Here is a 23,652-nt window from a genome sequence, read left to right as displayed (position 1 = left end):
CTTCGGTCAGCCGATCTTGTTGGCGCGCTGCGCCATGGCCGACTTCTTGTTCGCGGCCTGGTTGGCGTGGATGACGCCCTTGCCCGCGGCCTTGTCCAGCGCGCGGCTGGCGGACTTGAGCAGCTCCTGCGCCTTGGCGGCGTCCCCGGCGTCGGCGGCCTCGCGGAACTTGCGGATCGCGGTCTTCACCGATGACTTGACGGACTTGTTGCGCAGCCGGGCCTTCTCGTTGGTCTTGATGCGCTTCATCTGGGACTTGATGTTGGCCATGGCGGCTCTCCTCAGTGTCGTGTCCGGGTGGCGCGCCGTGCTGTGGAACGGTGGCCCCGCTGAGCGGGTCTCCTCCTGGGCGGAGTGCCGCACGGGCGCGTCGGACGAGAAGGGTAACAGCCGGTCACGGGCTGTCCGGCGGCGGCTCCGCCGGGGGCTGCTTCGGCGGTCGCCCGCGCCGGGGTGGGCCGCCCGCGCCGCCGGGGAGCCTGCCCGCCTCGGCCAGGGCCCGGCGCAGCAGGAACTCGATCTGCGCGTTGGTGCTGCGCAGCTCGTCGCCCGCCCAGCGGGCCACCGCGTCGTGGACGGCGGGGTCGAGGCGGAGGAGGACCTTCTTGCGTTCGGCCACGGCGCGTCAGTGGTAGAGGGACCCGGCGTTCACCACGGGGCTGGCCTCCCGGTCGCTGCACAGCACCACCAGCAGGTTGCTCACCATCGCCGCCTTGCGCTCCTCGTCCAGGTCCACCACCTCGCGGGCCGCGAGTCGGTCGAGAGCGGATTCCACCATGCCCACCGCGCCCTCGACGATCCGCTGCCGCGCGGCGACCACCGCGCCCGCCTGCTGGCGGCGCAGCATCGCCCCGGCGATCTCGGCGGCGTAGGCGAGGTGGGTGATCCGGGACTCGATGACCCCGACCCCGGCCGCCTCCACCCTGGCGGCGATCTCCGCGCAGAGCCGCTGGGTGATCTCGTCGGCGTTCTCGCGCAGCGACAGGCCGTTCTCGTGGGAGTCGTACGGGTAGGTGGTGGCGATGTGCCGCACGGCGGTCTCGGTCTGGGTGATGACGAAGGCGAGGAAGTCGTCCACTTCGAACACCGCCCGCGCGGTGTCCTGCACCTGCCAGACGACCACCGCGGCGATCTCGATCGGGTTGCCGTCGGCGTCGTTGACCTTCATGACGGCCGTCTCGTGGTTGCGGATGCGGGTGGAGACCTTCTGCCGGGTGGTGAACGGGTTCACCCACCGCAGCCCGTCGAGCCGCACGGTCCCGGTGTAGCGGCCCAGGAACTGCAGGACGCGCGCCTCCCCGGGCGCGACCATCGTCAGCCCGCCGCCGACCAGGCCCGCGCCGACCACGGCCAGCACGCCGACGGCGAGGGAGGCGATCGCCGAACCACGCCCCAGGCCGACCAGTTCCGCCAGGCCGATCACGCCGACGACGACCAGCGCCACCCCCGCCAGGCCGCCGACGACCGCCACCGCCAGCAACGGCAGCCCGGCGACGCCGAACGCGACCCGCTCCCGCACGTGCGGGGCGGGCAGTGCCGGTCGATCGATGTCCACGCTCATGACTCCCCCTCGACTGAGGCTTTTTCCTAGCAAAGTGATATCACTTTTTCGGCGCGGGTGCCAGGAGGGGCGTCCAGTGGGTGCCGAACCCGGCTGCGGGCACCGCCGGGGAACAGGCGACCCCTGGTCGTCCGGTGCGAAGTGGACGGCCAGGGGGCGGTTCGGCGGCGGCGCGGGATGCCGATCGAACCGCGGGCGCCCTGCGGCGCCCGCGTCAGCTCACCAGCCGCAACGGGCGCGCAGCGTGGCGGCCACCAGGTCGAAGCGGTCTTCCTCCAGGACGGCGCCCTCGCGGCGGATGTCACCCTCGCCCAGTTCGAAGAGGCGGTCCAGGCGCACGTAGGACACCCTGCCGTCGCGGTCCCAGCGGCCGCTGCCCAGCTCCAGCCAGTCGTCGCGCTCGTTGTCGTGCGGGGCCTTGCTGGAGAGCATCAGCGCGCGCAGGGTGCCGCCACCCCGGCCGATCACCAGCAGCGGGCGGTCCTTGCCGCGCTCGGGGTCGTCCTCGTAGGGCACCCACGCCCAGACGATCTCCCCGGGATCGGCGTTGCCGTCGGCGTCGGGGGAGTAGGCGAACGACTCGGGGCGGTCGTGCGCGGGCGCCTGCCACACCGCGCCGCGGGCGGGGCGGGGGTCATCGGTGGAAGTCACGGAGGGTGACCTTAGTCGCGGATGGCCGCGCGGACCGGTAAGACGGTCAGCGTGGAGTTTCTCAGCAGTCGAGTCCTCATCCGTCCCGCCGACCGCGAGCGGTCCCTGGCCTTCTACCGCGACGTCCTCGGCCTCGCCACCTTCCGCGAGTTCCCCGGCGGCACGGTGTTCTTCCTGGGCGGCGGCTTCCTGGAGGTGTCCGGGGAGGGGCCGGGCGGGTCGGCCGGGGTCGCCCTGTGGTTGCAGGTGCGCGACCTCGCCGCGACCGTCGAGGAGCTGCGCGGCCGCGGCGCCCCGGTCGACCGCGAGCCCCGGCTCGAACCGTGGGGCCTGCGCGAGGCTTGGACCTCCGACCCCGACGGCACCCGCATCCACCTGGTGGAGGTCCCCGCCGACCACCCCATGCGCCTCGACACCCGCTAGCGCCCGAACCAGTTCCACGGCCGGTCCGGTCCGATCCGCATCCCGTCGGCGATCCGGATCAGGTCGGTGTCCGCCGTGCCGCCCCTGATCCGCAACCACCGGCCGTCGGCGAGCCGCGCGGTCAGGGTTCGAGCACCCTGGGGAACCCCGGGGGTGAGCACGCCGGGCAGGCCGCGCACGGTGACCTCCGTCCGCTCGCCGTGCAGGGTGGGGGAGAGCCGGGTGATCTCGGCGGTGATCGGGTGGTCACCGGGGTCCTGGGTGCCCACGCTGGTCGAGGTGACGTAGACCGTCTCGCCGCTGAACGGGCCTTGCCCGCTCCCCAGCGGGCCGGGGCCCGCCTGCACCGTGCCGCGCATGAGGTTGTCCGGAAGCCACCCGAACTGGGCCGGGACCGTCAGCCCGGTCCCCGGGGCAGCCACCACCGACACCGCGGCGGCCCTGGCCACCAGGAGCGCGTCCGGCACGTCAGTGACCCTGACCCCCAACTCGAGGTCGGGCCTGGGTCGCCAGGTTATCCAGGGGCTGCCCTGCGGGTCTTCCACCGGCGCGGTCGCAGGATCGGTGTGGGCGGTCGCGGACGGCTCGACTGTCCGGCCACCCAGTGTGATCCGCCCCGTGCCGTTCAGCCAGGTGCGCGACCAGTGCCCGTCGGCGAGCTCGATCAGCCGGTGCCGCTCGGTGAACCCGTGGGGCAGGTCGGTCGGTCGGTACTCCATGGCCACCGTCAGGTCGGGTGCGTCCGGTGGGGCGTACCCGGCAGGTGGCACCGCCTCCGGCCGGGTCCACACGGCAAAGCCCAGCACGACGGCCACCACGGCCGCCGCCACCGCCGGGACCGCCCACCGCCGCGGGGTCCGCAGCCCGGGGGCGAGCGCCGCCCGCAGGCCCGCCACGTCCGGCGCGCGGTCGGCCTGCTCCTCGAACACGGCCCTGATCAGGTCTGTCATCGCGCACCTCCCGGTGTCCCGGCGAACTCGTCCACGCGCAGCGCCGCCAGCGCCCGGGACGCGTGGCTGCGGACGGTCCCGGGGCGGGACCCCAGGACCTCGGCGATCTCCGCGTCGGTGAGCCCGCTGTAGTACCTCAGGGCCAGAACCGCCCGCTGCTTCGGCGGCAGCGCCCTGATCCGGCTCAGCATCTCTTCGCGTTCGCCGTAGTCCGGGTCCTCCACAGCGGGGGAGAGCCCCGCCAGCACCTCCGGGCCCGCCGGGAGGTCGCCGAACGACTTCCGCCTGCGCAGGCTCAGGTACTCGTTGACCACCATCTTGCGCAGGTACCCATCCGGCGAACCCACCGACACGATGCGCGACCAGCGGCGTTGTGCGCGCAGCAGAACCTCTTGCACGATGTCCTCCGCGAGGTGCGGATCGCAGGTGAGCGCGGTGGCGAAGCGCAGCAGCGCCCGCCCCCGGCTGTCCACGAACTCCTCGATCGTCACGGCGCGTCCCCCGTCTCCAGTGCACCTCACACGCGGTGGAGCCCCTGATGTGTTGAGCGGGTAGTGCGCAACGACCTCCGGTTGGGTGAAGATGCCAGGATGGAGCGTTCAGCGACAGCAGCCCGGCCCAAGCGCGGGGCCCGGGACACCGGGCCCGACCTCGGCGGGTTGTTCGAGGGCTACCTCGACCCGCGGCGCCCGCACGCCGGGGCCTACGACGAGATGTTCGCCCAGGACGACGCCGCCGTGCGCCAGGCCTACCGGCGGCTGCACGAGCAGTTGGCCGCCTCCCAGCCCGGTGACCTGACCGCCCGCTCCGAGGCCCTCGACCGGGCGCTGGTCGACCAGGGCATCACGTTCTCGCTGTCCGGGCAGGAGCGGCCGTTCCCGCTCGACCTGGTGCCCAGGGTCATCACCGCGCAGGAGTGGGCGCGGTTGGAGAAGGGCATCGTGCAGCGGGTCAGGGCGCTGGAGATGTTCCTCGCCGACATCTACGGCGACCAGCAGATCGTCCGCGACGGTGTGCTCCCGCGCAGGCTGATCACCTCCTGCGACCACTTCCACCGCTCCGCCGCCGGGGTGCTGCCGCCCAACGGCGTGCGCATCCACGTGTCCGGCATCGACGTGGTCCGCGACGAGGAGGGCACGTTCCGCGTCCTGGAGGACAACCTGCGCAACCCCTCCGGCGTGTCCTACGTGATGGAGAACCGGCGCACCATGGCCCGGGTGTTCCCCGACCTGTTCGCCAAGCACCGGGTGCGCGCGGTGGGCGACTACGCCGTGCACCTGCTGCGGTCGCTGCGCGCGGCGGCGGCGGCGAACGTGGCGGACCCGAACGTCGTCGTGCTGACCCCGGGGGTGCACAACTCCGCCTACTTCGAGCACTCCCTGCTGGCCAGGCAGATGGGGGTTGAGCTGGTGGAGGGGCGCGACCTGTTCTGCCGCGACAACGTCATCTACCTGCGCACCACCGAGGGCGAGCGGCAGGTCGACGTCATCTACCGGCGCATCGACGACGACTACCTGGACCCGGTGCAGTTCCGGCCGGACTCGGTGCTGGGCGTGGCGGGCATCCTCAACGCCGCCCGCGCGGGCAACGTCGTCATCGCCAACGCCGTGGGCAACGGGGTGGGCGACGACAAGCTGGTCTACACCTACCTGCCCGAGATCCTCGAGTACTACCTGGGCGAGTCCCCGCTGCTGCCCAATGTGGACACGTTCCGCTGCTGGCTGCCGCAGGAGCAGGAGCAGGTGCTCGACCGCATCGACCAGTTGGTGGTCAAGCCGGTGGAGGGTTCCGGTGGCTACGGCATCGTCTTCGGCCCCGACTCCGACCCCAAGGAGTTGAACGCCCTGCGCAAGAAGATCCGGGCGCACCCGCGCGGGTGGATCGCCCAACCCGTGGTGCAGTTGTCGACCGTGCCCACGAAGGTCGGTCAGCGGCTCAAGCCGCGCCACGTGGACCTGCGCCCGTTCGCGGTCAACGACGGCAAGTCCGTCTTCGTGCTCCCCGGCGGCCTGACCAGGGTGGCCCTGCCGGAGGGTTCGCTGGTGGTGAACTCCTCGCAGGGCGGTGGCTCCAAGGACACCTGGGTGCTGGCCGCCCGTTCGTCCACCGCGGACGCCGAACTCAGCGGTCAGGGGCTCGTCGGGGCCGCCGCGCTCGACGAGTTCGCCCCGGAGCAGGGGCCGGAGCTGACCTCCGCGCAGCAACAGCAACAGCAGCAGCAGTGACCGCGCAACGTGGCCGTCACGACCAGCGGCTAGACAGGTGCGGACCGCGCACGCCACGGCGAGGAGGCAGGGATGCTCGCACGCAACGCTGAGTCGCTCTACTGGATCGGCAGGTACGTCGAGCGCGCCGACGACACCGCCCGCATCCTCGACGTGTCCGTCCACCACCTGCTGGAGGACGCGACCGTCGACGCCGACGCCACCAGCCGCCAGTTGCTGGCCGTGCTGGGCATGACCCCGCCGGAGGGCACCGAGCTGGAGATGCGCTCGCTGACCGACCTGGTCGCGTTCTCCCGGGAGCACGCCGGGTCGATCGTGTCCTCGGTCTCCAGCGCCAGGGAGAACACCCGCGTCGCCCGCGAGGTGGTCTCCACGGAGCTGTGGGAGTGCATCAACGCGATGTGGAACGCCCTGCCCGAGCGGCAGAGGGCGTCCCGGCGCACCGGCCCGCACTCGTTCTTCGCCTTCGTCGAGGAGCGGGCGGCGATGTTCGCCGGGCTGGCCGACTCCACGATGTCGCGCGACGACGGCTGGCGGTTCCTCGTCCTGGGCCGTTCGGTGGAACGCGTGGACATGATCGTCCGGCTGCTGATGTCGCGGGTGGGCGACAAGCCGTCGTCCCCGGGGTGGGTCACCGTGCTGCGCTCGGCGGGCGCCCACGACACCTACCTGCGCACCTACCGCGGTGCCCTCGACGCCCGCCGGGTGGTGCAGTTCCTGCTGCTCGACCGGCTGTTCCCGCGCTCGGTGTTCCACGCGCTGAGCCAGGCCGAGCGCTGCCTGGAGCACCTCGACAACCGCCCGACCAACCGGGTCGGCTCCAAGGCCGAGGCCATCCGGCTGCTCGGCAAGGCGCGCAGCGACCTGGAGTTCCTGCGCCCGGACGAGCTGCTGGAGAACCTGACCGACCGACTGGCCCAGCTCCAGGAGACCGTCCGCGAGGTCGGCGAGGCCGTGTCGCAGCAGTACTTCCACTCCGTACCGTGGGTGGCCTGGACGAACGCGGAGGTGAGCCTGTGACCGCGGCGAGCACGACCCCGTCGACGACGGACACGACGGGGCCCAACGGCACCGGGACCTGGCGGTTGCGGGTGGTGCACACCACCGGCTACCGGTACCAGGCCCCGGTGGTGCAGTCGTTCAACGAGGCCCGGCTCACCCCGCGCAGCGACCGGTGGCAGAACCTGGTGGTGACCCGGATCGAGACCACCCCGCCCACCCGGTCGTTCCGCTACACCGACTACTGGGGCACCGAGGTCACCGCCTTCGACCTGCACGCCCCGCACACCGAACTCAAGATCGTCGCGTCCTCGGTGGTGGAGACCGGCGAGACGGTGCTGCCGCTCGACGGCGCCACCTGGGCCGACCTGCGCGCGGACCGGCTGGTCGACCGCTACGGCGAGTACCTGGAGTGGACCCGGTACGTGCCCAGGCACAAGGAGCTGGGCCAGTTGGCCCGCGAGCTGCGCAAGGGCCGCAAGCCGCACGAGACCGTGCTGGCCATCGCCGAACTGGTGCACGACCGGCTCACCTACAAGCGCGGCACCACCGGGGTGCACAGCTCCGCCGTCGACGCCTGGGAGGCCCGCGAGGGCGTCTGCCAGGACTACGCGCACCTCACCCTGGCCATGCTGCGCGCGGTGGGCATCCCGTCGCGGTACGTCTCCGGCTACCTGCACACCAAGCCCGACGGCGTGGTGGGGGAGACGGTCGTGGGGGAGTCGCACGCCTGGGTGGAGGCCTGGACCGGGGGCTGGTGGGGGTTCGACCCCACCAACGACATCGAGATCAGCCCCCGCCACATCTGGGTCGCCACCGGCCGCGACTACGCCGACGTGTCCCCGGTGAAGGGCACCTACAGCGGCGGTCCGGCGGCGGCGATCGAGGTCTCGGTGGAGGTGACCCGGCTGGCGTGAGAGCCCCACCGCCCGGCATGGGACGATGGGGTGTACCCGGAGACCATGCGAGGACCTTGAGTGGCTACGTTCGCTGACACGACCTTCACCGCGCCGGAGCGCATCCGGAACTTCTGCATCATCGCCCACATCGACCACGGCAAGTCGACCCTGGCCGACCGGATGCTGCAGATCACCGGTGTCGTCGAGGCGCGGGCCATGCGCGCGCAGTACCTCGACCGGATGGACATCGAGCGCGAGCGCGGCATCACCATCAAGGCGCAGAACGTCCGCCTGCCCTGGGTGGTCGACGGCGACGAGCACGTCCTGCACATGATCGACACCCCCGGGCACGTCGACTTCACCTACGAGGTGTCCCGGGCGCTGGACGCCTGCGAGGGCGCGATCCTGCTGGTCGACGCCGCGCAGGGGATCGAGGCGCAGACGCTGGCCAACCTGTACATGGCCCTCGACCGCGACCTGACCATCATCCCGGTGCTCAACAAGATCGACCTGCCCGCGGCCGACCCGGACAAGTACGCCGCCGAGATCGCGCACATCATCGGCTGCGAGCCCGACGACGTGCTGCGCGTGTCGGCCAAGACCGGCGTGGGGGTCTCCGAGCTGCTCGACAAGGTGGTCGAGCAGGTGCCCGCCCCGGTCGGCGACGCCGACGCCCCCGCCCGGGCGATGATCTTCGACTCGGTCTACGACACCTACCGCGGCGTGGTCACCTACATCCGCGTGGTCGACGGCAGGATCACCCCGCGCGAGCGGATTCGGATGATGTCCACCAACGCCACGCACGAGCTGCTGGAGGTGGGCATCATCTCCCCGGAGCCCAAGGCCAGCAGCGGCCTCGGCGTCGGCGAGGTGGGCTACCTGATCACCGGGGTGAAGGACGTCCGCCAGTCCCGGGTCGGCGACACGGTGACCTCCGAGCGCAAGGGCGCCACCGATGCCCTCGCCGGCTACCGCGAACCGCAGCCGATGGTCTACTCCGGGCTCTACCCGGTGGACGGCTCGGACTACCCGGACCTGCGCGAGGCGCTCGACAAGCTCCAGCTCAACGACGCCGCGCTCACCTACGAGCCGGAGACCTCCGCGGCGCTGGGCTTCGGCTTCCGCTGCGGCTTCCTCGGCCTGCTGCACTTGGAGATCACCCGCGACCGGCTGGAGCGCGAGTTCGGCCTCGACCTGATCTCCACCGCGCCCAACGTGGTGTACCGGGTGGTGCTCGACGACGGCAAGGAGCTGGTCGTCACCAACCCGTCGGACTGGCCGGTCGGCAAGATCGGCGAGGTCTTCGAGCCGGTCGCCAAGTGCACGGTCATCGCCCCGAGCGACTTCGTCGGCACGATCATGGAGCTGTGCCAGGGCAAGCGCGGCCAGCTCGGCGGCATGGACTACCTGTCCGAGGACCGCGTCGAGCTGCGCTACACCATCCCGCTCGGCGAGATCATCTTCGACTTCTTCGACTCGCTCAAGTCGCGCACCCGCGGCTACGCCTCGCTGGACTACGAGGAGTCCGGCGAGCAGGCCTCCGAGCTGGTCAAGGTCGACATCCTGCTGCAGGGCGAGGCGGTGGACGCGTTCAGCGCGATCGTGCACCGCGACTCCGCCTACGGCTACGGCACCCGGATGACCACCAAGCTGCGCGAGCTGATCCCGCGCCAGCAGTTCGAGGTGCCGATCCAGGCCGCGATCGGCGCCAGGGTGATCGCCCGCGAGACCATCCGCGCCATCCGCAAGGACGTGCTCGCCAAGTGCTACGGCGGTGACATCAGCCGCAAGCGCAAGCTGCTGGAGAAGCAGAAGGAGGGCAAGAAGCGGATGAAGATGGTCGGCCGCGTCGAGGTCCCCCAGGAGGCGTTCGTCGCCGCGCTGTCCACCGACGAGCCCACCGGCAAGGGCAAGAAGTGAGCCCGCGGGGAGGCCCGGTCGCGGGCCTCCCCACCCGGCTCAGTCGAACTTGTAGTCGATGGTGAAGTGGTGGGTGTCGCCCACCATGGTGATCACCATCTCGCCGGTCAGGCCCGCCAGCTCACCGGTCGCCGAGTCGGCCACCACGGTGATGTCCATGGCCTGGCGCTCCGGGCTCGCCGTGGCGCTGTGCTGGAGCACGAACGTGCCGGTCCGCCCGTGCAGGGTGCCGGTGATCCGCTCCACGGCGACGTAGGACTGCGAGCCCGCGACCGGGGTCTGCACGGTGAACATGGTGACGACGCTGGTGCCGGTCAGGTCGCCGGTGTAGCTCTTGCGGGCGGTGTTGCGGCCGATGACCGTGCCGTGCTGCTCGTCGCTCTCCTCCGGGCGCCACTCGTCGATGTCGAAGGTTCCGGTCGCCTGCTCGCTCATGTGGGGTCCTCTCCGCGGCTGCTGGTGCGGATTCTGGACCGCCGGGGCGGGCCGGGGGAGCCACTATTGCGCATTCCGCGCGGCCTGTGGACAACCGTTGGACAGCACCGCCCCGGCCCGGGATTCTTGGTCGCGGAAAGGGGAATCCGATGTCCGCAACGCTCGACCGCCTCCGCGCCGTCTGCCTGGCACTGCCCGGCGCCACCGAGAAGCTGAGCCACGGCTCCCCGTCGTGGTTCGTGAAGAAGATGTTCGCCTCGCACACCTTCACCGACGACCGGCACCACGGTGACGGGCGGGAGTCGCTGTGGTGCGCGGCCCCGCCGGGGGCGCAGGAGGAGATGGTCGGCCAGGAGCCGGACCGCTTCTACCGCCCGCCGTACGTCGGCCACCGCGGCTGGCTCGGGGTGTACCTCGACGGCTCAGTGGACTGGGACGAGTTATCGGAGGTGCTGGAGGAGGCGTACCGGGTGGTGGCGCCGAAGAAGCTCGTCGCCGAACTGGAGGCCCGAACCTAGACCGCGCGGCCGTCGAGGTGGGCGAGGGCGGCGGAGTACTTGGCGCGCAGGCGTTCCCGGGTCGGTTCGTCCAATCGGGCCAACCGCGCCGGGGAGGAGTTGTCGGCGATGTCGGCGCGCTTCACGGCGAGGGCGAGCGAGTTGGCGGCGACCCGGTCGAGGTAGTCGGGCTGGGACTCGCCCGGCCGCTTGCTGACGGCCTCGACGGCGGCGACCACCTCCGGCGGGCAGCCCGCGGCCAGCAGGTCGTCCGGGGTGACCGGGGTGTCCTCGACGACGTCGTGCAGCGCGGCGGTCATCTTCTCGTACTCGCCCTCGACCGCGGCCAGCACGCGCAGCGGGTGACCGATGTAGGGCAGGCCGGACTTGTCGACCTGACCGGTGTGGGCGTCCCTGGCGATCCGGATCGCGTCGTCCACGGTGAACATGGTGAGGACTCTAGAACCGACAGGTGGGGATCGGTACGGTCTCCGCCTTGGGATTGGGGGGACGTGTGGAGGACGGAGCACCCTGGGGGATCGGCGCCGGGCAGTTCCTCTGGCTGTACTGGATCGCGTTCGCGCTGGCACTGGTCGTGGTCCTGGCCGCCGCGGCCTACCTCCGGCGGGAGGCGGCGGTGGGCGACGCCGACACCCGGCCGTTGGGCCACTACCACCTCGCCTGGCTCGCCGGTGGCGCGCCGCGGGTCGAGGAGGTCGTGATCGCGGTGCTGCTGGCGTCGGGCCGGGCCCGCATCGATGACCGCGGCGTGCTGGCGCCCCTACCGGGCGCCGAGCCGTCCGACCCGGTGGAGCGCTGGCTGTTCCGGTCGATCGGCACGGGCCGGACGCTGCGCGGCGCGGGCTCGCTGCGGTTCGGGGACAGCCAGGTGGGCCGGGAGCTGGTCGGCGACCTCACCCGACGCGGCCACCTGCGCCGCGGTGGCGCCGAGTCCCCCGGCCACCAGGGGCACTGGCTGCTCGGCGTGGTCCTGGGCGTCGGGGTGGCGCGGCTGTTCGCCGAACTGGACTGGGAGTGGCAGGTCGGCGTGCTGTCGATCAGCCTGGTGCTCAGCGGGGCCGTCTGGCTCGCGGTCGCGTTCGCCCTGCGGGCGGGGGAGGACCGGCCGTCGGACCGGGGTCGGGCCGCGCTCGCCGCGGTGTCGGTGCGGGTGGCCCAGGTCGAGGACCTGCGGGCCCAGCCCGACTGGCTGCCCGCCGCGGTGGCGGTCGAGGGCATCGCGGCCCACCCGGACCCGGCGGTCGCGGAGCTGGTCGCCGCGCACACCCGACCGGGACCCCTGACTTGGCCGCTGAACGCAACCGGGAGGTGATGCGGATCGTCTGATGTGGAAAGCGCCGCCGGTCGGCCCCGGAGGGGACGGCGGTCGCGCGAACCGGCAGGAGGTCCGATGGAACCGTGGGGCATGACCGGACCGGAGTTCCTCTCCGCGTACTGGGTGGCGGTGCTGGCCGCCTTCGTGATCTCGGTGGTGGCCGCGGTCGTCGGCCGGTCCGGCTCAGGGGGAGGCAGGCCCGACACCGGGCGGCTGGACGAGTACCAGCTCGCCTGGCTGGCGGGTGGGCCGGTGCGGGTCGAGCAGACCGCGATCGCGGGCCTGGTCGCCAGGGACGTCGTGCGGGTCAGCCGCTCCGGCGTGCTCACCCCCAGCCGCGGCGCGACGCGGGCCGACGACCCGGTGCAGGCCCAGGTGCGGCGGCTCCTCGGCAGCTCCCACCGGCTGTCCAAGGCCAAGCCCCTGGGACTGGCGCAGACCCGGATCGGGCAGGACATGGCCCGCGACCTGGTCGCGCGCGGCTACCTGACCTCCGTCGGGCGGGCGCGGGCGGCCAAGCGGGTGCACTGGCTGTTCGTGTTGATCATGGCTGTCGGGGTGGTGCGACTGGTCAACGGGATCAGCCTGGACCGCCCGGTCGGCAACCTGGTGTTCTCGCTGGTCGGCACGGTCGCCCTCTGGCTGCTCGTCCGCTTCGCCCTGCTCAACATCCGCCAGCGCCCCGCCGCCAAGGGCCGCGCCGCGCTCAACCAGGCCCGGGGGCACACCACCACTCGCCGGGGTTCGATCCCGGAGCCCTCGCCGCTGGGCGCGGGTGCCCTGGTCGGTGCGGCGGTGCTGGCCCCGGTCGCGCTCTACGGGCTCACCGCGTACCCGGACGAGGAGCTGAGCCAGGTGTTCGCGATGAACGCCCGGCCCACCGGGGCAGGCGGCGGCGACGGCGGTGGCAGCTCGTACGGCTGCTCGAGTTCGAGCAGCAGTTGCAGCTCCAGCAGCAGCAGCTCGTGCGGGGGCGGCAGTAGCTGCGGTGGTGGTGGCGGGTGCGGGGGCTGACCCCGCTCGGCGGGCTCTGCCTGGCTGGCTGTGCCCGGCTGGATGTGCGCTGATCATGCCCGGTGGGACCTGCCAGGCCGGACCTGCCGAGCGGGGCCAGCTTGGCGGGACCTGCCTGGTTGGAGCCTGGCTGGTTGCCCCTTCCGGGTGGGAGGGTCAGTTCTCCGGTGCGACGAGGACGACCTTGAGCGGCCGGTCGCTGTCGGCGGCGCCCTCGACGGCGTCGGCCAGGACCTCGCGGATGCCGCGGTAGCCCGCCGGGTCGGCGGTGGCCAGCACCTCCGGGTGCGTCCACACCAGCACGTGCTCGCCCGCGGGCAGCCACGACAGGTCGGTGAGGCAGTCGTAGAGCGCGTCCAGGTTGTGGCCGAACCAGTCGGGGAAGCGCAGCAGCCGGGCCAGCGCGGTCATCATGCCGCGCTTGCTGCGCACCGCGGCACCGTCGAGGCGGTGCTCGGTGGTGGTCATCGGCCGGTGTCCACGGAGACGAACGAGTCGTAGTGGTCCTCGGTGTAGAAGACCTCGCTGCCGGAGCCGGTGATCAGGCGCCGCGCACCGCGGTCTGGGCTGCCCGGAGTGGGCACGGTGTACTCCTTGTAGTAGCCGGAGGCCTGCTTGGGCAGCCTGCCCTCCCGGTTCTGGAAGGTGACGCCGTCGTTGCGCGGGTACGGGAACGGGCCGCCCTTCTCGATCAGCGCCCAGGTCTGCCCGGCCTGCGGTGGCAGCTCCGACAGCGCCCGCACGACCATGCCCTCGACCGCGCGGCCCTTGCTCGGCACCCCCGCCGAGCCAGACCCACTGTCCGACCCGCTGCCTGACCCGTTGTGCACCCCGGTCGTCGTCGAGCCGGTCGGTGGGGCGGACGTGCTGTCGGAGTCGTTCGCCACCTGGGTCAGCCAACCCAGCAGGACGATCAGGACCAGGCCGACGAGTGCGCCGGTGATGCGTTTGCGGGAACCCACTCGGCCAGCCTACGAATCGGCGTCGGTGCTCGACCGCGACCCCAGCGGTGTCTCCTCCGGGGCGTGCCCGAACCGGGCCGACGCGTAGTCCACCACCCGGTCGATGAGCCACGCCACGACCACGCACAACGGCAGCAGCACAGCCATGACCAGGGCGAACTGGACCAGGAACGGCGCGCTGCTGAGCCACAGCTCGACGTCGTCCCACCAGTCGGAGAGCCCCTGCACACCACCGAGACTAGACCTGGGCCACTTCCGTGGGGCGGCGGGCGCCGCGCGTCGCTATGTTTCAGGCATGTTCGCTGTCTACGCCGCCGAGCCCAACCCGGACGACCCGCTGGCCTCGCTCACCATCGGTGAGCGGCCCGAGCCGGAGGCGCCCGACGGGTGGGTGCGGGTCACGGTCAAGGCCGCGAGCCTCAACATGCACGACCTGTGGACGCTGCGCGGCGTCGGCATCAAGCCCGAGCGCTTCCCGATGATCCTGGGCTGCGACGGCGCCGGTGTGCTGCCCGACGGCACCGAGGTCGTGCTGCACTCGGTCATCGGCGACCCGGCCTGGAGCGGCGACGAGACCCTCGACCCGACCAGGACCCTGCTCACCGAGAAGCACCAGGGCACCTTCGCCGACACCGTGGTCGTGCCCGCCCGCAACGCGCTGCCCAAGCCCCCGGGCCTGAGCTTCGCCGAGGCCGCCTGCCTGGGCACCGCCTGGCTCACCGCCTACCGGATGATCTTCGTGAAGTCGGGGCTGCTGCCCGGCCAGACCATGCTGGTGCAGGGCGCCTCCGGTGGGGTGTCCACCGCGCTGATCGTGCTCGGCAGGGCGGCGGGCCTGCGGGTGTGGGTCACCGGCCGCACCGAGGACAAGCGCGCGCTGGCCACCTCACTCGGCGCCCACCAGGTCTTCGAGTCCGGCGCCCGGCTGCCGGAGAAGGTCGACGGCGTGTTCGAGACCGTCGGCAAGGCCACCTGGTCGCACTCGATGCGCGCCCTCAAGCCCGGCGGCGTCATCGTCGTCTCCGGCTCCACCAGCGGCCCGGACCCCAGCGCCGACCTGCAGCGGCTGTTCTTCCTGCAACTGCGCGTCATCGGTTCCACCATGGGCACCCGCGAGGAACTGGGCGACCTGATCCGGTTCTGCGACATCGCGGGCATCAGGCCGACCATCGGCGCCGAGCTGCCGATGGAGCAGGCCAAGGCGGGCATCGAGGACATGCTGGCGGGCGAGACCGCGGGGAAGATCGTCTTCACCCGCTGACCCGCGCCCGGCGCCCGGGTGCACTAGCGTCGGAGGCATGATCGCCGAGACGCGCATCCCGGTCGTGGTGGCTCCGATGGCGGGTGGGCCCACCACCCCGGAACTGGTGGTGGCGGCGGCGGAGGCGGGGGCGTTCGGCTTCCTCGCCGCGGCCCTGGTCACCCCGGACCGGCTCCGCGCGCTGATCGCCGAGACCCGCCGGGGCACCACCGGCCCCTTCGGGGTCAACATCTTCACCCTCAGCCGCGAGTCCGCCGCCGACGTCGACTCCTACCGCGACCGCGTCCTCGCCGACGCCGAGCGCTACGGGGTCCTCCTCGGCGACCCGGACTGGGACGACGACCACTACGCCGCCAAGGTCGACGTGGTCGTCGAGGAGCGGGTGCCGGTGGTGTCGTTCACCTTCGGCCTCCCCCGCCCGACCGACGTGGAACGCCTCAGGGCGGCGGGCACCCAGGTCGTCATCACCGTGACGACACCTGCGGAAGCCCGGGCCGCGGCGGCAGCGGGCGCCGACGTCCTCTGCGTGCAGGGCCCGGCCGCGGGCGGCCACCGCAGCGTCTTCACCGACGACCCGGCCCACCCCAGCGGCGCCCCCGCCTACGACCTGCTGCCCCTGCTCCGCCTGGTCGCCGCCGAGACCGACCTGCCCCTGATCGCCGCGGGCGGCCTCGTCCACGGCGCCGACATCGCCGCCGTCCTCGCCGCCGGGGCCGTCGCCGCCCAACTGGGCACGGCCTTCCTCCGCAGCCCCGAGGCGGGAACCTCCCGGGCCCACCGCACCGCCCTCGCCGCCGCCGACCGCGAGACGACGGTCACCAGGGCCTTCTCCGGCCGCCCCGCCCGGGGCCTGGTCAACCAGTTCATCACCGACCACGGCGCAGCGGCCCCCGCCGCCTACCCCAACGTCAACAACCTCACCAAGCCCCTCCGCGCCGCCTCCACCGCCGCCGACGACCCGGAGTCGATGTCGCTGTGGGCGGGCCAGTCCTACCCCCTGGCCAGGGAAGCACCCACCGCCGAGATCCTGGCGACCCTCATGGCCCAGGCGCGGGAAGCCGTCGCCGCCCTCACCGCCCGCTTCCCGGCCTGACTCCCTGTTCTGCTCGGAGTGCCGGTTCGCCCGGTTCGTCAGCGCGCCTCTGTCCACAACATCGCGACGTCCACAGGATCGCGACTCCGTCCACGAGATCGCGACTTCGCCCACAGGCGACGCGGGGTCCCCCCCCGATTTCCATTCTATTCGGGGGGACCGACAGAAAAGGTGTGCCGCAGGTGGTTGTCCACAGGGGACGCAGAAGCGACCCGGGGTCCCCCCGGTGTCAACTTTACCGGTGGGGGGTGACGGGAAGTGGTGTGCGCGTGGGGTTGTCCACAGGTCAGGGGACCCAGTTGGCCTTGCGCTTCTGGGTGAAGGCGGTGATGCCCTCTTGGCCTTCCTCGCCCGCGAAGAAGCCCGCCGACAGCGACAGCATCTCGGCGAAGTCCGCGGACATCGTGTCGGCGGGGGTGCGGCGGAGGAGGTCCTTGGTGGCGGCCAGGGCCTTCGGGCCGCCGAGGCTGAGCATGGTGGTGTAGCGGTCGACCTCGTCGTCCAGGGTGGTGAGGGGGACCGCGGAGTTGAGGAGGCCGATGCGGACCGCTCGGGGGGCGTCGAAGGTTTCGCCGGTGAGGAAGAGTTCGTGGGCCGCGCGGGGCAGGAGGCGGGGGAGGACCGTGACCGAGATGACCGCGGGGACGACGCCGATGCGGACCTCGGTGAAGGCGAACGTCGCCGAGTCGGAGGCGATGGCGATGTCGGCGGCGGCCACGATGCCGACGCCGCCCGCGCGGGCCGGGCCCGCCAGGCGGGCCACGACCGGCTTGGGGCTGGTCCAGATCTGCTCGAGGATGGCCGGGAACTCCTGCACGCCCTGCGCCGACGACGAGGCGCCGCCCGCTTCCTTGAGGTCCATGCCAGAGCAGAAGACGGGGCCGGTGTGGTCCAGGACGATGACCCGGACCGCGTCGTCCGCGATCGCCGTGCTCAGGTGGGTCCGCAGGTCCGCCCGCAGGCGCGCGGAGAGCGCGTTGCGGTTGTGCGGGGAGTCCAGGGTGATCCGGGCGATGCCCGCGGACACGTCGTAGTGCACCAGCTCTTCGGCCATGGGGTCACCCTAGCCGGGATCAGTGGTGGTACCGGTGCACGACCGCGTGACCCCTGCCGCGGGTGATCAGCCACCGGTTGACCGGGACCGCGACGGCGAACGCGACGGCCAGGGAGCCCGCCAGCGACGCCCAGAACAGCCAGTCGGCCAGGCCCGCGGTCATCGCGCCGGGGACGGCGACCATAACCAGGTTGTCGACGACCTCCATGGTGGCGATGGACACCGTGTCGGCGGCCAGGGCCACGCCGAACGCCGTGCTCAGGGCCACCCCGGCCGCCAGGACCGAGCGGGCGGTCAGCGCGTAGCCGAACAGGAACGCCAGCGCGACCGACACGGCGACCGTGGTGGCCGTCGACCAGCCCAGGGCGGTGCCCAGCACCATGCCGAGGACCTCGCCGACGGCGCAGCCGGTGAGGCAGTGCAGCGTGGCCGAGACAGCGGTGCGCCAAGTCGAGGTGGAGTGCTCCATTCCCCGCTCAACTACCCCCTGGGGGTATCTATTCCGTCCGGGGGATCGGTTCGGCGGGCATTCGCCGACCAGAGGGGTCGTGTGTTCCGACGCCGGGCACCGGAAGCACGACAGCCGGGTGTTGCCCGGTCAGGCCGAGCGGACGCGGACGAGCAGGCTCTCGTCGTAGCGGGCCAGCACCAGATCGGCCACCTCGACGGCCGCGCCGAGCGGTTCGGCCACCGCCACGACCCCCTCGACCTCCGCCGCCCGGGCCGCCACCCGGTCCGGCAGCAGGCCGGGCGCCAGGAAGTACGACGCCACCGCGATCCGCCGCGCGCCGCGGGCCCGCAGCGCCGCCGCGGCCGCGGCGACCCCCGGTTCGGCCGTGGCGAACGCCACCCGCACCCCCGCCCACCCGAGCCGCGCCGACCAGCGGCGGGCGATCTCGTGCACCCGCGCGTTCGCGGGCGCGTGCGAGGACCCGGTGGCCGCCAGCACCACCCCCAGCGACGGGTCCCCCGGCCGCACCCCGGCCTCGGCGAGCCTGCGCAGCACCGCCGCCTCCAGCCGGTCGTCCGGGCCCAGCACGTCGGTCACGGTCACCGACAGCCGCGGCCGGTCGCGCTCGGCCTCGGCGACCAGGCCCGGCAGGTCGACCCGCGCGTGGAACGCCCGCCCCAGCAGCAGGGGGGCCACCACGACGGGCCCGTGCAGCGTCGCCAGGACGTCGGAGAGCAGCGGGGCGGACAGGTCCAGGAACGCGGTCCGCACGTCCAGCCCGGGCCGTCGCGCGCGCACGACCGCCACCAGCTCGGCCACCGCGGCGGCGGAGCGGGGGTCGCGGCTGCCGTGCGCCACGGCGACCAGGGGGGTGTTCACCGCCGGTTCCTCACAGCGACCCGGACAGGCCGCGGGCGCGCAGCACGGCCCGCTCCAGCGGCCGGAACAGCAGCAGCTCGATGCCCACGCCCACCAGGAAGATCAGCAGGATGCCCGCCATCACCATCGACATGTCCGACAGCGACATGCCGTTGTGCAGGTACTGCCCCAGGCCGAAGCCGAGCTGCGGGGAGGTCGCGATCAGCTCGGCGGCCATCAGCGACCGCCAGGAGAACGCCCACCCCTGCTTGAGCCCCGCCAGGTACCCGGGCAGGGCGGCGGGCAGCAGGATGTAGCGGGCCGCGTCGACCCGGCCCGCGCCGAGCACCTTGCCCACCCGGGGCAGGATCGGCGGGATCTGGTCGATGCCCGCCACCAGCCCGTTCGCGATGGAGGGCACCGCGCCCAGCAGGACCACCGTGTAGATGGCCGCGTCGGTGGTGCCGAACCACAGCACGGCGGCGGGCACCCAGGCCACCGACGGCAGGCTCTGCAGGCCGGAGATGACCGGGCCGATCGCCGCCCGCACGATCGCCACCTTGGCCAGCAGCAGGCCCAGCGGCGTCGCCACGGCCAGCGAGATCAGGAAGCCGATGATCGCCCGGTGCACCGAGACCCAGAGGAATTCCCACACCTGGCCGGTCTGGGTGACCTTCCAGACCTGGTCCCACACGGCGATCGGGGCGGGCAACTGGTACTCCGGCCAGATCGCCGCCGCCCACAGCGCCTGCCACACCGCGACGAACAGCACCAGCGCGCCGATCGGGGCGAGCACCGACCGGACCAGCCCGGTGCGCCTGCGCGGCTGCTCGGGCGGGGCGTCGAGCGCGTCGAGGCCCTCGACGGCGTGGTCGGCCACCGGGGCCGTCGCCTCATGCGGCATGGCTGCTGATCACCTCGCGCAGGCGCCCGTTGATCTCCTCGGTGACCAGGGCGCCCTCCGGGGCGTCGAGGTCGGCCACGGCCCACTCCTGCACCACCCGGCCCGGCTTCGACGACAGCAGCACCACCCGCTGCCCCAGCCGCACCGCCTCGCGCACGTCGTGGGTGACGAACACGACCGCGGTGCCGGTGGCCTGCCACACCCGCAGCAGCTCGCTCTGCAGGAAGTCGCGGGTGATGGCGTCGAGGGCGGAGAACGGCTCGTCCATCAGCAGCAGCGCGGCGCCGTCGCCCTCGCGGTTGAGCGCCGAGGCCAGCGCCCTGGCCAGCGCGACCCGCTGGCGCATCCCGCCGGACAGCTCGTGCGGGCGCTTGTCGCCCGCCCCGGAGAGGCGGACCAGGTCGAGCAGTTCGGCCGCGCGGGTCTCCCGCTCGGCCTTCTTCACCCCGGCCAGCCGCAGCGGCAGCTCCACGTTGCGCGCGGCGGTCAGCCACGGCATCAGCGCGGCCTCCTGGAACATCACCGCGGGCCGGGAGGTGGACAGCTCGATCGTGCCCGCGCTGGGCTGGTCCAGGCCCGCGATCAGGTTGAGCACGGTGGTCTTGCCGCAGCCGGAGGCGCCGAGGAGGCAGACGAACTCGCCGGGCGCGACCCGCAGGTCGATCCCGTCGAGCGCGGTCACCGCGCGGGTGCCCTGCCCGAAGGTCTTGCGGACCCCGGTGAGCCGCACGGCGGTGTCGGTCCCGCGGTGGGTGGGGAGCGTGGCGGTCATCGGTTCGCCTGCCTTCCTCGTCGTCCTGCGGCTTACTTCGTGTCCAGACCGGCGGCGTCGGCCTCCGGCTTGCCCGCGGCTTTCAGGACGGTGTTGAGCGCGCCCAGGTCGAAGAAGCCGTTGAGCTTGGTCTCCTCGGTGGCGACGCCCGCGGTGACGGCGTCCTTCGCCAGCCGCGGGTAGGTCGCGGCGAGCGGGTCGGTGTCCAGGCTGATCGAGGTGAACGCGCGGTCGATGACGGCGGCGTTGAGGCCCTTGCCGGTCAACGCCTCCAGTTGCTTGTTCACCGCGAGCTTGGCGTCCGCGCTGTCACTGCCCGCGTAGGCGTTGGCGGTCAGCAGCCCGCGCAGCAGCGCCTGCACCGTCTGCGGGTGCTCCTTGAGGTACTGGGTGCGCACCAGCAGGGTCGTGGTCGGGAACTTGCCGTCGGCCCACAGCTCCTTCTCGTCGAGCAGGACCTTCGCGCCCGCGTCGAGCACCAGCCGCGACGACCACGGCTCGGGCAGCCACGCGGCCTGCACCTCGCCCTTCTTGAACGCGTCGAGGGTCTGGGCGTTCTCCCGGTTGGTGACCTGCACCCTGTCCTTGAGGCCCTTGTCGACGAGCCACTTCTTCAGCGCCACGTCCTGGGTGTTGCCCAGGGCCGGGGTCACCACGGTCTTGCCGACGAGGTCCTCGGGCTTGGTGATGTCGGCCGAGGTGACGAGCTGCGCGCCCGCCGACGTGCCGCCCGCCACCAGCCGCACGGCCTCGCCGTCGGACTTGGCGAAGGCGTTGATGGCCGGGCCGGAGCCGATGAAGCCCGCGTCGAGCGAACCACCGAGGAACGCCGCCACCTCGGTGGGACCGTCGTTGAACTTCGTCGGAACCAGCTTGGTGCCGCCCAGTTCCTTGGCGAAGAAGCCCTTCTCCAGGCCGATCAGCGCGGAGGCGTGCGTGACGTTGGGGAAGTAGCCCAGCCGCAGCTCGGCCGCCGGGCCCTGGTCGGTCGCGGTGTCCGCGGCCGAGGTGTCACCGCGGTCGGCGCGGGAGCACCCGGCGACCAGGGACGCTAAGGACAGGGCGGCGATACCGGCTGCGAAAGCGCGGCGGGTGCTTCTCACGGTGGTGGGCCTTTCGGGGATCTGCGGGGGGGTTCAGGGACCGGGGGAGACGAGGTCTGCGGCTGTGGTGGCGGCCTCTCCGCCGCCGGTACAGCCGCTCCCGGTCTCCAGTTCGGGGAGCGGTGCCCCGACCAGGCCCGCCGCCAGGGTCGACCCGTCGGCGGGGTCGATCACCAGGAAGGCGCCGGTGCGCCGGTTGAGGGCGTAGTCGTCGACCGGCAGGGGCTCGGCGGTGCGGATGGTGACGCGGCCGATCTCGTTGAGCGCCAACGACTCCGGGTCCGGCACGCTCAGCAGCTGCTGCTCGTCGAAGCGGGCGCTGAGCCCACCGACGAGCGCGGGCACCGTCCGCGCGCCGTGCTTGACCAGCACGCGGGCGCCGGGGCGCAGCGGCTTGTCCGACAGCCAGGCCACGGTCGCGCCGAACTCGTCGGCGCTGATCGGGGCGTCGGCCGAGGGGGCGATCAGGTCGCCGCGGCTGATGTCGATCTCGTCGGCCAGCACCAGGGTCACCGAGCGGCCCGCCTCGGCCTCGGGCAGCGGACCGCCCGGGGTGTCGATGCGCGCCACGGTGGTGCGCAGGCCCGCTGGCAGCGCCACGACCTCGTCGCCGACGCGGACCGTGCCCGCCGCCACCTGGCCCGCGTAGCCGCGGTAGTCGGGGAACTCGGGGGTGTTGGTGCGGATGACGTACTGCACCGGGAAGCGGAACGGCACGTCGTGCGGGTCCGGCTCCACCGGGACGGTCTCCAGGTGCTCCAGCAGCGTCGGCCCGGCGTACCAGGGGGTGTGCGCGGAGCGGTCCACCACGTTGTCGCCGACCAGCGCCGACACCGGGATCGACAGCACCGAGCCCAGCGGGTAGCCCAGGGCGGTGGCGTGCTCGGCGAACTCGGCGGCGATGGCCTCGAACACCGCCTCGTCGTAGCCGACCAGGTCCACCTTGTTCACCGCCAGCACCAGCCGCGGCACGCCCAGCAGCGCCAGCACCGCGGCGTGGCGGCGGGTCTGCTCCAGCACGCCCTTGCGCGCGTCGACCAGCAGCACCGCAAGCTGCGCGGTGGAGGCGCCGGTGACGGTGTTGCGGGTGTACTGCACGTGCCCGGGGGTGTCGGCCAGGACGAACGAGCGGTTCGGGGTGGCGAAGTAGCGGTAGGCGACATCGATGGTGATGCCCTGCTCGCGCTCCGAGCGCAGGCCGTCCACCAGCAGCGACAGGTCGGGGGTGCTCAGTCCCTTGTCGACGCTGGCGCGGTGCACCGCGTCGAGGGTGTCGGCGAGCACGGACTTGGTGTCGTAGAGCAGGCGGCCCACCAGGGTGGACTTGCCGTCGTCGACGCTTCCGGCGGTCGCCAGGCGCAACAGGTCCATCAGAAGTAGCCCTCCCGCTTGCGGTCTTCCATGGCCGCCTCCGACATCCGGTCGTCGGCGCGGGTCGCGCCGCGCTCGGTGAGCCTGCTGGCCGACACCTCGGCGATGACGGTGTCGATGTCGGCGGCGTCGGACACGACGGCCCCGGTGCAGGAGCCGTCGCCGACCGTGCGGTAGCGCACGGTCAGCTCCCGGACCGGTTCGTCGGCCCGGGGACCGAACCACGGGCCCGCGGTCAACCACATGCCGTCGCGCTGGAACACCTCGCGACGGTGTGCGTAGTAGATGGACGGCAGCTCGATCGCCTCGCGCTTGATGTAGCGCCAGACGTCGAGTTCGGTCCAGTTCGACAGCGGGAACACGCGGACATGTTCGCCGGGGCGGTGCCTGCCGTTGTAAAGGTTCCACAGTTCGGGACGCTGGCGCCGCGGGTCCCACTGGCCGAAGGAATTGCGTAGGCTGAAAATTCTTTCCTTCGCCCGGGCGCGCTCCTCGTCGCGGCGCCCGCCGCCGAACACCGCGTCGAACCTGTTGCCGGTGATCGAGTCGAGCAGCGGCGTGGTCTGCAACGGGTTGCGGGTGCCGTCCGCGCGCTCCTCCAGCCGCCCGTCGTCGATGTAGTCCTGCACGCTCGCCACCACCAGGCGCAGGCCGTGGCGCTCGACGGTGCGGTCGCGGAACTCGATGACCTCGGCGAGGTTGTGCCCGGTGTCCACGTGCAGCAGCGGGAACGGCACCGGCGCGGGCCAGAACGCCTTGATCGCCAGGTGCAGCAGCACCGTGGAGTCCTTGCCGCCGGAGAACAGGATCACCGGCCGGTCGAACTCGCCCGCGACCTCGCGGAAGATGTGGATCGCCTCGGACTCCAACCGGTCCAGGGAATCGAGCCGTGTCTGTGTGCTGGTCATTCCCG

Annotated in this window: 29 protein-coding genes; 10 read left to right on the top strand and 19 right to left on the bottom strand. The window is 72.5% G+C overall.

What is annotated here, in order from left to right:
* Positions 1-6: 6 nt before the first annotated feature.
* The 4 genes from rpsT to UO65_RS22475 form a co-directional block, all read right to left on the bottom strand.
* Entirely contained in the window at positions 7-270 is a 264-nt protein-coding gene (gene rpsT / locus UO65_RS22490; protein WP_035286034.1) for a 30S ribosomal protein S20, read from the bottom strand.
* 124 nt (positions 271-394) lie between these two features.
* Positions 395-619: a type II toxin-antitoxin system antitoxin gene (locus UO65_RS22485; protein ID WP_035286033.1), complete on the bottom strand. Its 225-nt coding sequence runs from the start codon at positions 617-619 to the stop codon at positions 395-397.
* Positions 620-625: 6 nt separating this feature from the next.
* Positions 626-1,561 (bottom strand): SPFH domain-containing protein, encoded by a 936-nt coding sequence (locus tag UO65_RS22480; protein WP_035286031.1) that lies wholly within the window; start codon positions 1,559-1,561, stop codon positions 626-628.
* Between the two features lie 219 nt (positions 1,562-1,780).
* Positions 1,781-2,212, bottom strand: a complete 432-nt coding sequence (locus UO65_RS22475; RefSeq protein ID WP_035286029.1) for a type II toxin-antitoxin system PemK/MazF family toxin — start codon at positions 2,210-2,212, stop codon at positions 1,781-1,783.
* Between the two features lie 51 nt (positions 2,213-2,263).
* On the opposite strand from UO65_RS22475, the gene UO65_RS22470 reads away from it, so the two are divergent.
* Positions 2,264-2,635: a VOC family protein gene (locus UO65_RS22470; protein ID WP_035286064.1), complete on the top strand. Its 372-nt coding sequence runs from the start codon at positions 2,264-2,266 to the stop codon at positions 2,633-2,635.
* On the opposite strand, the gene UO65_RS36060 is transcribed toward UO65_RS22470, so the two are convergent.
* Together UO65_RS36060 and UO65_RS22460 are read right to left on the bottom strand one after the other, a co-directional pair.
* The gene (locus UO65_RS36060) at positions 2,632-3,585 is read right to left on the bottom strand and encodes a hypothetical protein (protein ID WP_035286027.1); all 954 of its coding nucleotides are present in this window, start codon (positions 3,583-3,585) and stop codon (positions 2,632-2,634) included. The genes UO65_RS22470 and UO65_RS36060 overlap by 4 nt on opposite strands.
* Positions 3,582-4,076: a SigE family RNA polymerase sigma factor gene (locus UO65_RS22460; protein ID WP_035286025.1), complete on the bottom strand. Its 495-nt coding sequence runs from the start codon at positions 4,074-4,076 to the stop codon at positions 3,582-3,584. Before UO65_RS22460 ends, UO65_RS36060 begins: the two co-directional genes overlap by 4 nt.
* 99 nt (positions 4,077-4,175) lie before the next feature.
* On the opposite strand from UO65_RS22460, the gene UO65_RS22455 reads away from it, so the two are divergent.
* From UO65_RS22455 to lepA, 4 genes are all read left to right on the top strand, one after another.
* Positions 4,176-5,810, top strand: a complete 1,635-nt coding sequence (locus tag UO65_RS22455) for a circularly permuted type 2 ATP-grasp protein (RefSeq protein ID WP_052021583.1) — start codon at positions 4,176-4,178, stop codon at positions 5,808-5,810.
* 72 nt (positions 5,811-5,882) lie between these two features.
* Positions 5,883-6,830 carry an alpha-E domain-containing protein gene (locus UO65_RS22450; protein WP_035286023.1) on the top strand — a complete coding sequence of 316 codons (948 nt, stop codon included), beginning with the start codon at positions 5,883-5,885 and terminating at the stop codon, positions 6,828-6,830.
* Entirely contained in the window at positions 6,827-7,726 is a 900-nt protein-coding gene (locus UO65_RS22445; RefSeq protein WP_052021581.1) for a transglutaminase family protein, read from the top strand. The genes UO65_RS22450 and UO65_RS22445 overlap by 4 nt, the downstream gene beginning before the upstream one ends.
* A 60-nt stretch (positions 7,727-7,786) precedes the next feature.
* Complete coding sequence (gene lepA / locus UO65_RS22440) at positions 7,787-9,628, top strand: translation elongation factor 4 (RefSeq protein WP_035286021.1); 1,842 nt, start codon at positions 7,787-7,789, stop codon at positions 9,626-9,628.
* 39 nt (positions 9,629-9,667) lie between these two features.
* Here the strand turns inward: lepA and UO65_RS22435 are convergent, their stop codons facing one another.
* Positions 9,668-10,063 (bottom strand): DUF3224 domain-containing protein, encoded by a 396-nt coding sequence (locus UO65_RS22435; protein ID WP_035286019.1) that lies wholly within the window; start codon positions 10,061-10,063, stop codon positions 9,668-9,670.
* 149 nt (positions 10,064-10,212) lie between these two features.
* Between UO65_RS22435 and UO65_RS22430 the strand changes: the two genes are divergently transcribed.
* Positions 10,213-10,581, top strand: a complete 369-nt coding sequence (locus UO65_RS22430) for an MmcQ/YjbR family DNA-binding protein (RefSeq protein WP_035286017.1) — start codon at positions 10,213-10,215, stop codon at positions 10,579-10,581.
* On the opposite strand, the gene UO65_RS22425 is transcribed toward UO65_RS22430, so the two are convergent.
* On the bottom strand, positions 10,578-11,009 hold the full coding sequence (locus UO65_RS22425; protein WP_035286015.1) for a bifunctional (p)ppGpp synthetase/guanosine-3',5'-bis(diphosphate) 3'-pyrophosphohydrolase: 432 nt from the start codon (positions 11,007-11,009) through the stop codon (positions 10,578-10,580). The genes UO65_RS22430 and UO65_RS22425 overlap by 4 nt on opposite strands.
* A gap of 65 nt (positions 11,010-11,074) precedes the next feature.
* On the opposite strand from UO65_RS22425, the gene UO65_RS22420 reads away from it, so the two are divergent.
* Positions 11,075-11,893: a TIGR04222 domain-containing membrane protein gene (locus UO65_RS22420; protein ID WP_035286013.1), complete on the top strand. Its 819-nt coding sequence runs from the start codon at positions 11,075-11,077 to the stop codon at positions 11,891-11,893.
* 78 nt (positions 11,894-11,971) lie between these two features.
* Positions 11,972-12,910 (top strand): TIGR04222 domain-containing membrane protein, encoded by a 939-nt coding sequence (locus tag UO65_RS22415; RefSeq protein WP_035286011.1) that lies wholly within the window; start codon positions 11,972-11,974, stop codon positions 12,908-12,910.
* A 156-nt stretch (positions 12,911-13,066) separates the two neighbouring features.
* Here UO65_RS22415 and UO65_RS22410 read toward each other — a convergent pair whose 3' ends face one another.
* Genes UO65_RS22410 through UO65_RS22400 form a run of 3 tightly spaced genes read right to left on the bottom strand, consistent with a single transcriptional unit; the run spans position 13,067 to position 14,100 of the window.
* A complete protein-coding gene (locus UO65_RS22410) occupies positions 13,067-13,378 on the bottom strand; it encodes a barstar family protein (RefSeq protein ID WP_035286010.1) in 312 nt (103 codons plus the stop codon).
* Positions 13,375-13,872: a guanyl-specific ribonuclease gene (locus UO65_RS22405; RefSeq protein WP_035286008.1), complete on the bottom strand. Its 498-nt coding sequence runs from the start codon at positions 13,870-13,872 to the stop codon at positions 13,375-13,377. The genes UO65_RS22410 and UO65_RS22405 overlap by 4 nt, the downstream gene beginning before the upstream one ends.
* A 9-nt stretch (positions 13,873-13,881) precedes the next feature.
* Positions 13,882-14,100, bottom strand: coding sequence for a hypothetical protein (locus UO65_RS22400; protein WP_035286006.1), 219 nt, complete (start codon positions 14,098-14,100; stop codon positions 13,882-13,884).
* A 67-nt stretch (positions 14,101-14,167) separates the two neighbouring features.
* On the opposite strand from UO65_RS22400, the gene UO65_RS22395 reads away from it, so the two are divergent.
* Together UO65_RS22395 and UO65_RS22390 are read left to right on the top strand one after the other, a co-directional pair.
* Positions 14,168-15,133 (top strand): zinc-binding dehydrogenase, encoded by a 966-nt coding sequence (locus tag UO65_RS22395; protein WP_035286004.1) that lies wholly within the window; start codon positions 14,168-14,170, stop codon positions 15,131-15,133.
* Positions 15,134-15,170: 37 nt separating this feature from the next.
* Complete coding sequence (locus tag UO65_RS22390; protein WP_035286002.1) at positions 15,171-16,226, top strand: nitronate monooxygenase; 1,056 nt, start codon at positions 15,171-15,173, stop codon at positions 16,224-16,226.
* A 286-nt stretch (positions 16,227-16,512) separates the two neighbouring features.
* Here the strand turns inward: UO65_RS22390 and UO65_RS22385 are convergent, their stop codons facing one another.
* The 8 genes from UO65_RS22385 to cysD all read right to left on the bottom strand — a co-directional run bounded on the left by UO65_RS22385 (position 16,513) and on the right by cysD (position 23,647).
* Positions 16,513-17,280 carry an enoyl-CoA hydratase-related protein gene (locus UO65_RS22385; protein WP_035286000.1) on the bottom strand — a complete coding sequence of 256 codons (768 nt, stop codon included), beginning with the start codon at positions 17,278-17,280 and terminating at the stop codon, positions 16,513-16,515.
* 19 nt (positions 17,281-17,299) lie between these two features.
* Positions 17,300-17,749, bottom strand: a complete 450-nt coding sequence (locus UO65_RS22380) for a DUF4396 domain-containing protein (protein ID WP_035285998.1) — start codon at positions 17,747-17,749, stop codon at positions 17,300-17,302.
* 129 nt (positions 17,750-17,878) lie between these two features.
* On the bottom strand, positions 17,879-18,610 hold the full coding sequence (locus UO65_RS22375) for a sirohydrochlorin chelatase (RefSeq protein ID WP_035285996.1): 732 nt from the start codon (positions 18,608-18,610) through the stop codon (positions 17,879-17,881).
* A 10-nt stretch (positions 18,611-18,620) separates the two neighbouring features.
* Positions 18,621-19,493, bottom strand: a complete 873-nt coding sequence (locus UO65_RS22370; protein WP_052021579.1) for an ABC transporter permease — start codon at positions 19,491-19,493, stop codon at positions 18,621-18,623.
* Positions 19,483-20,265, bottom strand: a complete 783-nt coding sequence (locus UO65_RS22365) for an ABC transporter ATP-binding protein (protein ID WP_035285994.1) — start codon at positions 20,263-20,265, stop codon at positions 19,483-19,485. Before UO65_RS22365 ends, UO65_RS22370 begins: the two co-directional genes overlap by 11 nt.
* A 32-nt stretch (positions 20,266-20,297) precedes the next feature.
* Complete coding sequence (locus UO65_RS22360; RefSeq protein ID WP_200873429.1) at positions 20,298-21,368, bottom strand: ABC transporter substrate-binding protein; 1,071 nt, start codon at positions 21,366-21,368, stop codon at positions 20,298-20,300.
* Between the two features lie 33 nt (positions 21,369-21,401).
* The gene (locus UO65_RS22355; protein WP_052021590.1) at positions 21,402-22,742 is read right to left on the bottom strand and encodes a sulfate adenylyltransferase subunit 1; all 1,341 of its coding nucleotides are present in this window, start codon (positions 22,740-22,742) and stop codon (positions 21,402-21,404) included.
* On the bottom strand, positions 22,739-23,647 hold the full coding sequence (gene cysD, locus UO65_RS22350) for a sulfate adenylyltransferase subunit CysD (RefSeq protein WP_035285992.1): 909 nt from the start codon (positions 23,645-23,647) through the stop codon (positions 22,739-22,741). The genes UO65_RS22355 and cysD overlap by 4 nt, the downstream gene beginning before the upstream one ends.
* Between the last annotated feature and the right edge of the window lie 5 nt (positions 23,648-23,652).

This window comes from Actinokineospora spheciospongiae (genome assembly GCF_000564855.1).
Lineage (GTDB): Bacteria > Actinomycetota > Actinomycetes > Mycobacteriales > Pseudonocardiaceae > Actinokineospora > Actinokineospora spheciospongiae.
Note: the sequence above shows the minus strand (reverse complement) of the source record. Positions and strands in the feature narration are given on the sequence as shown.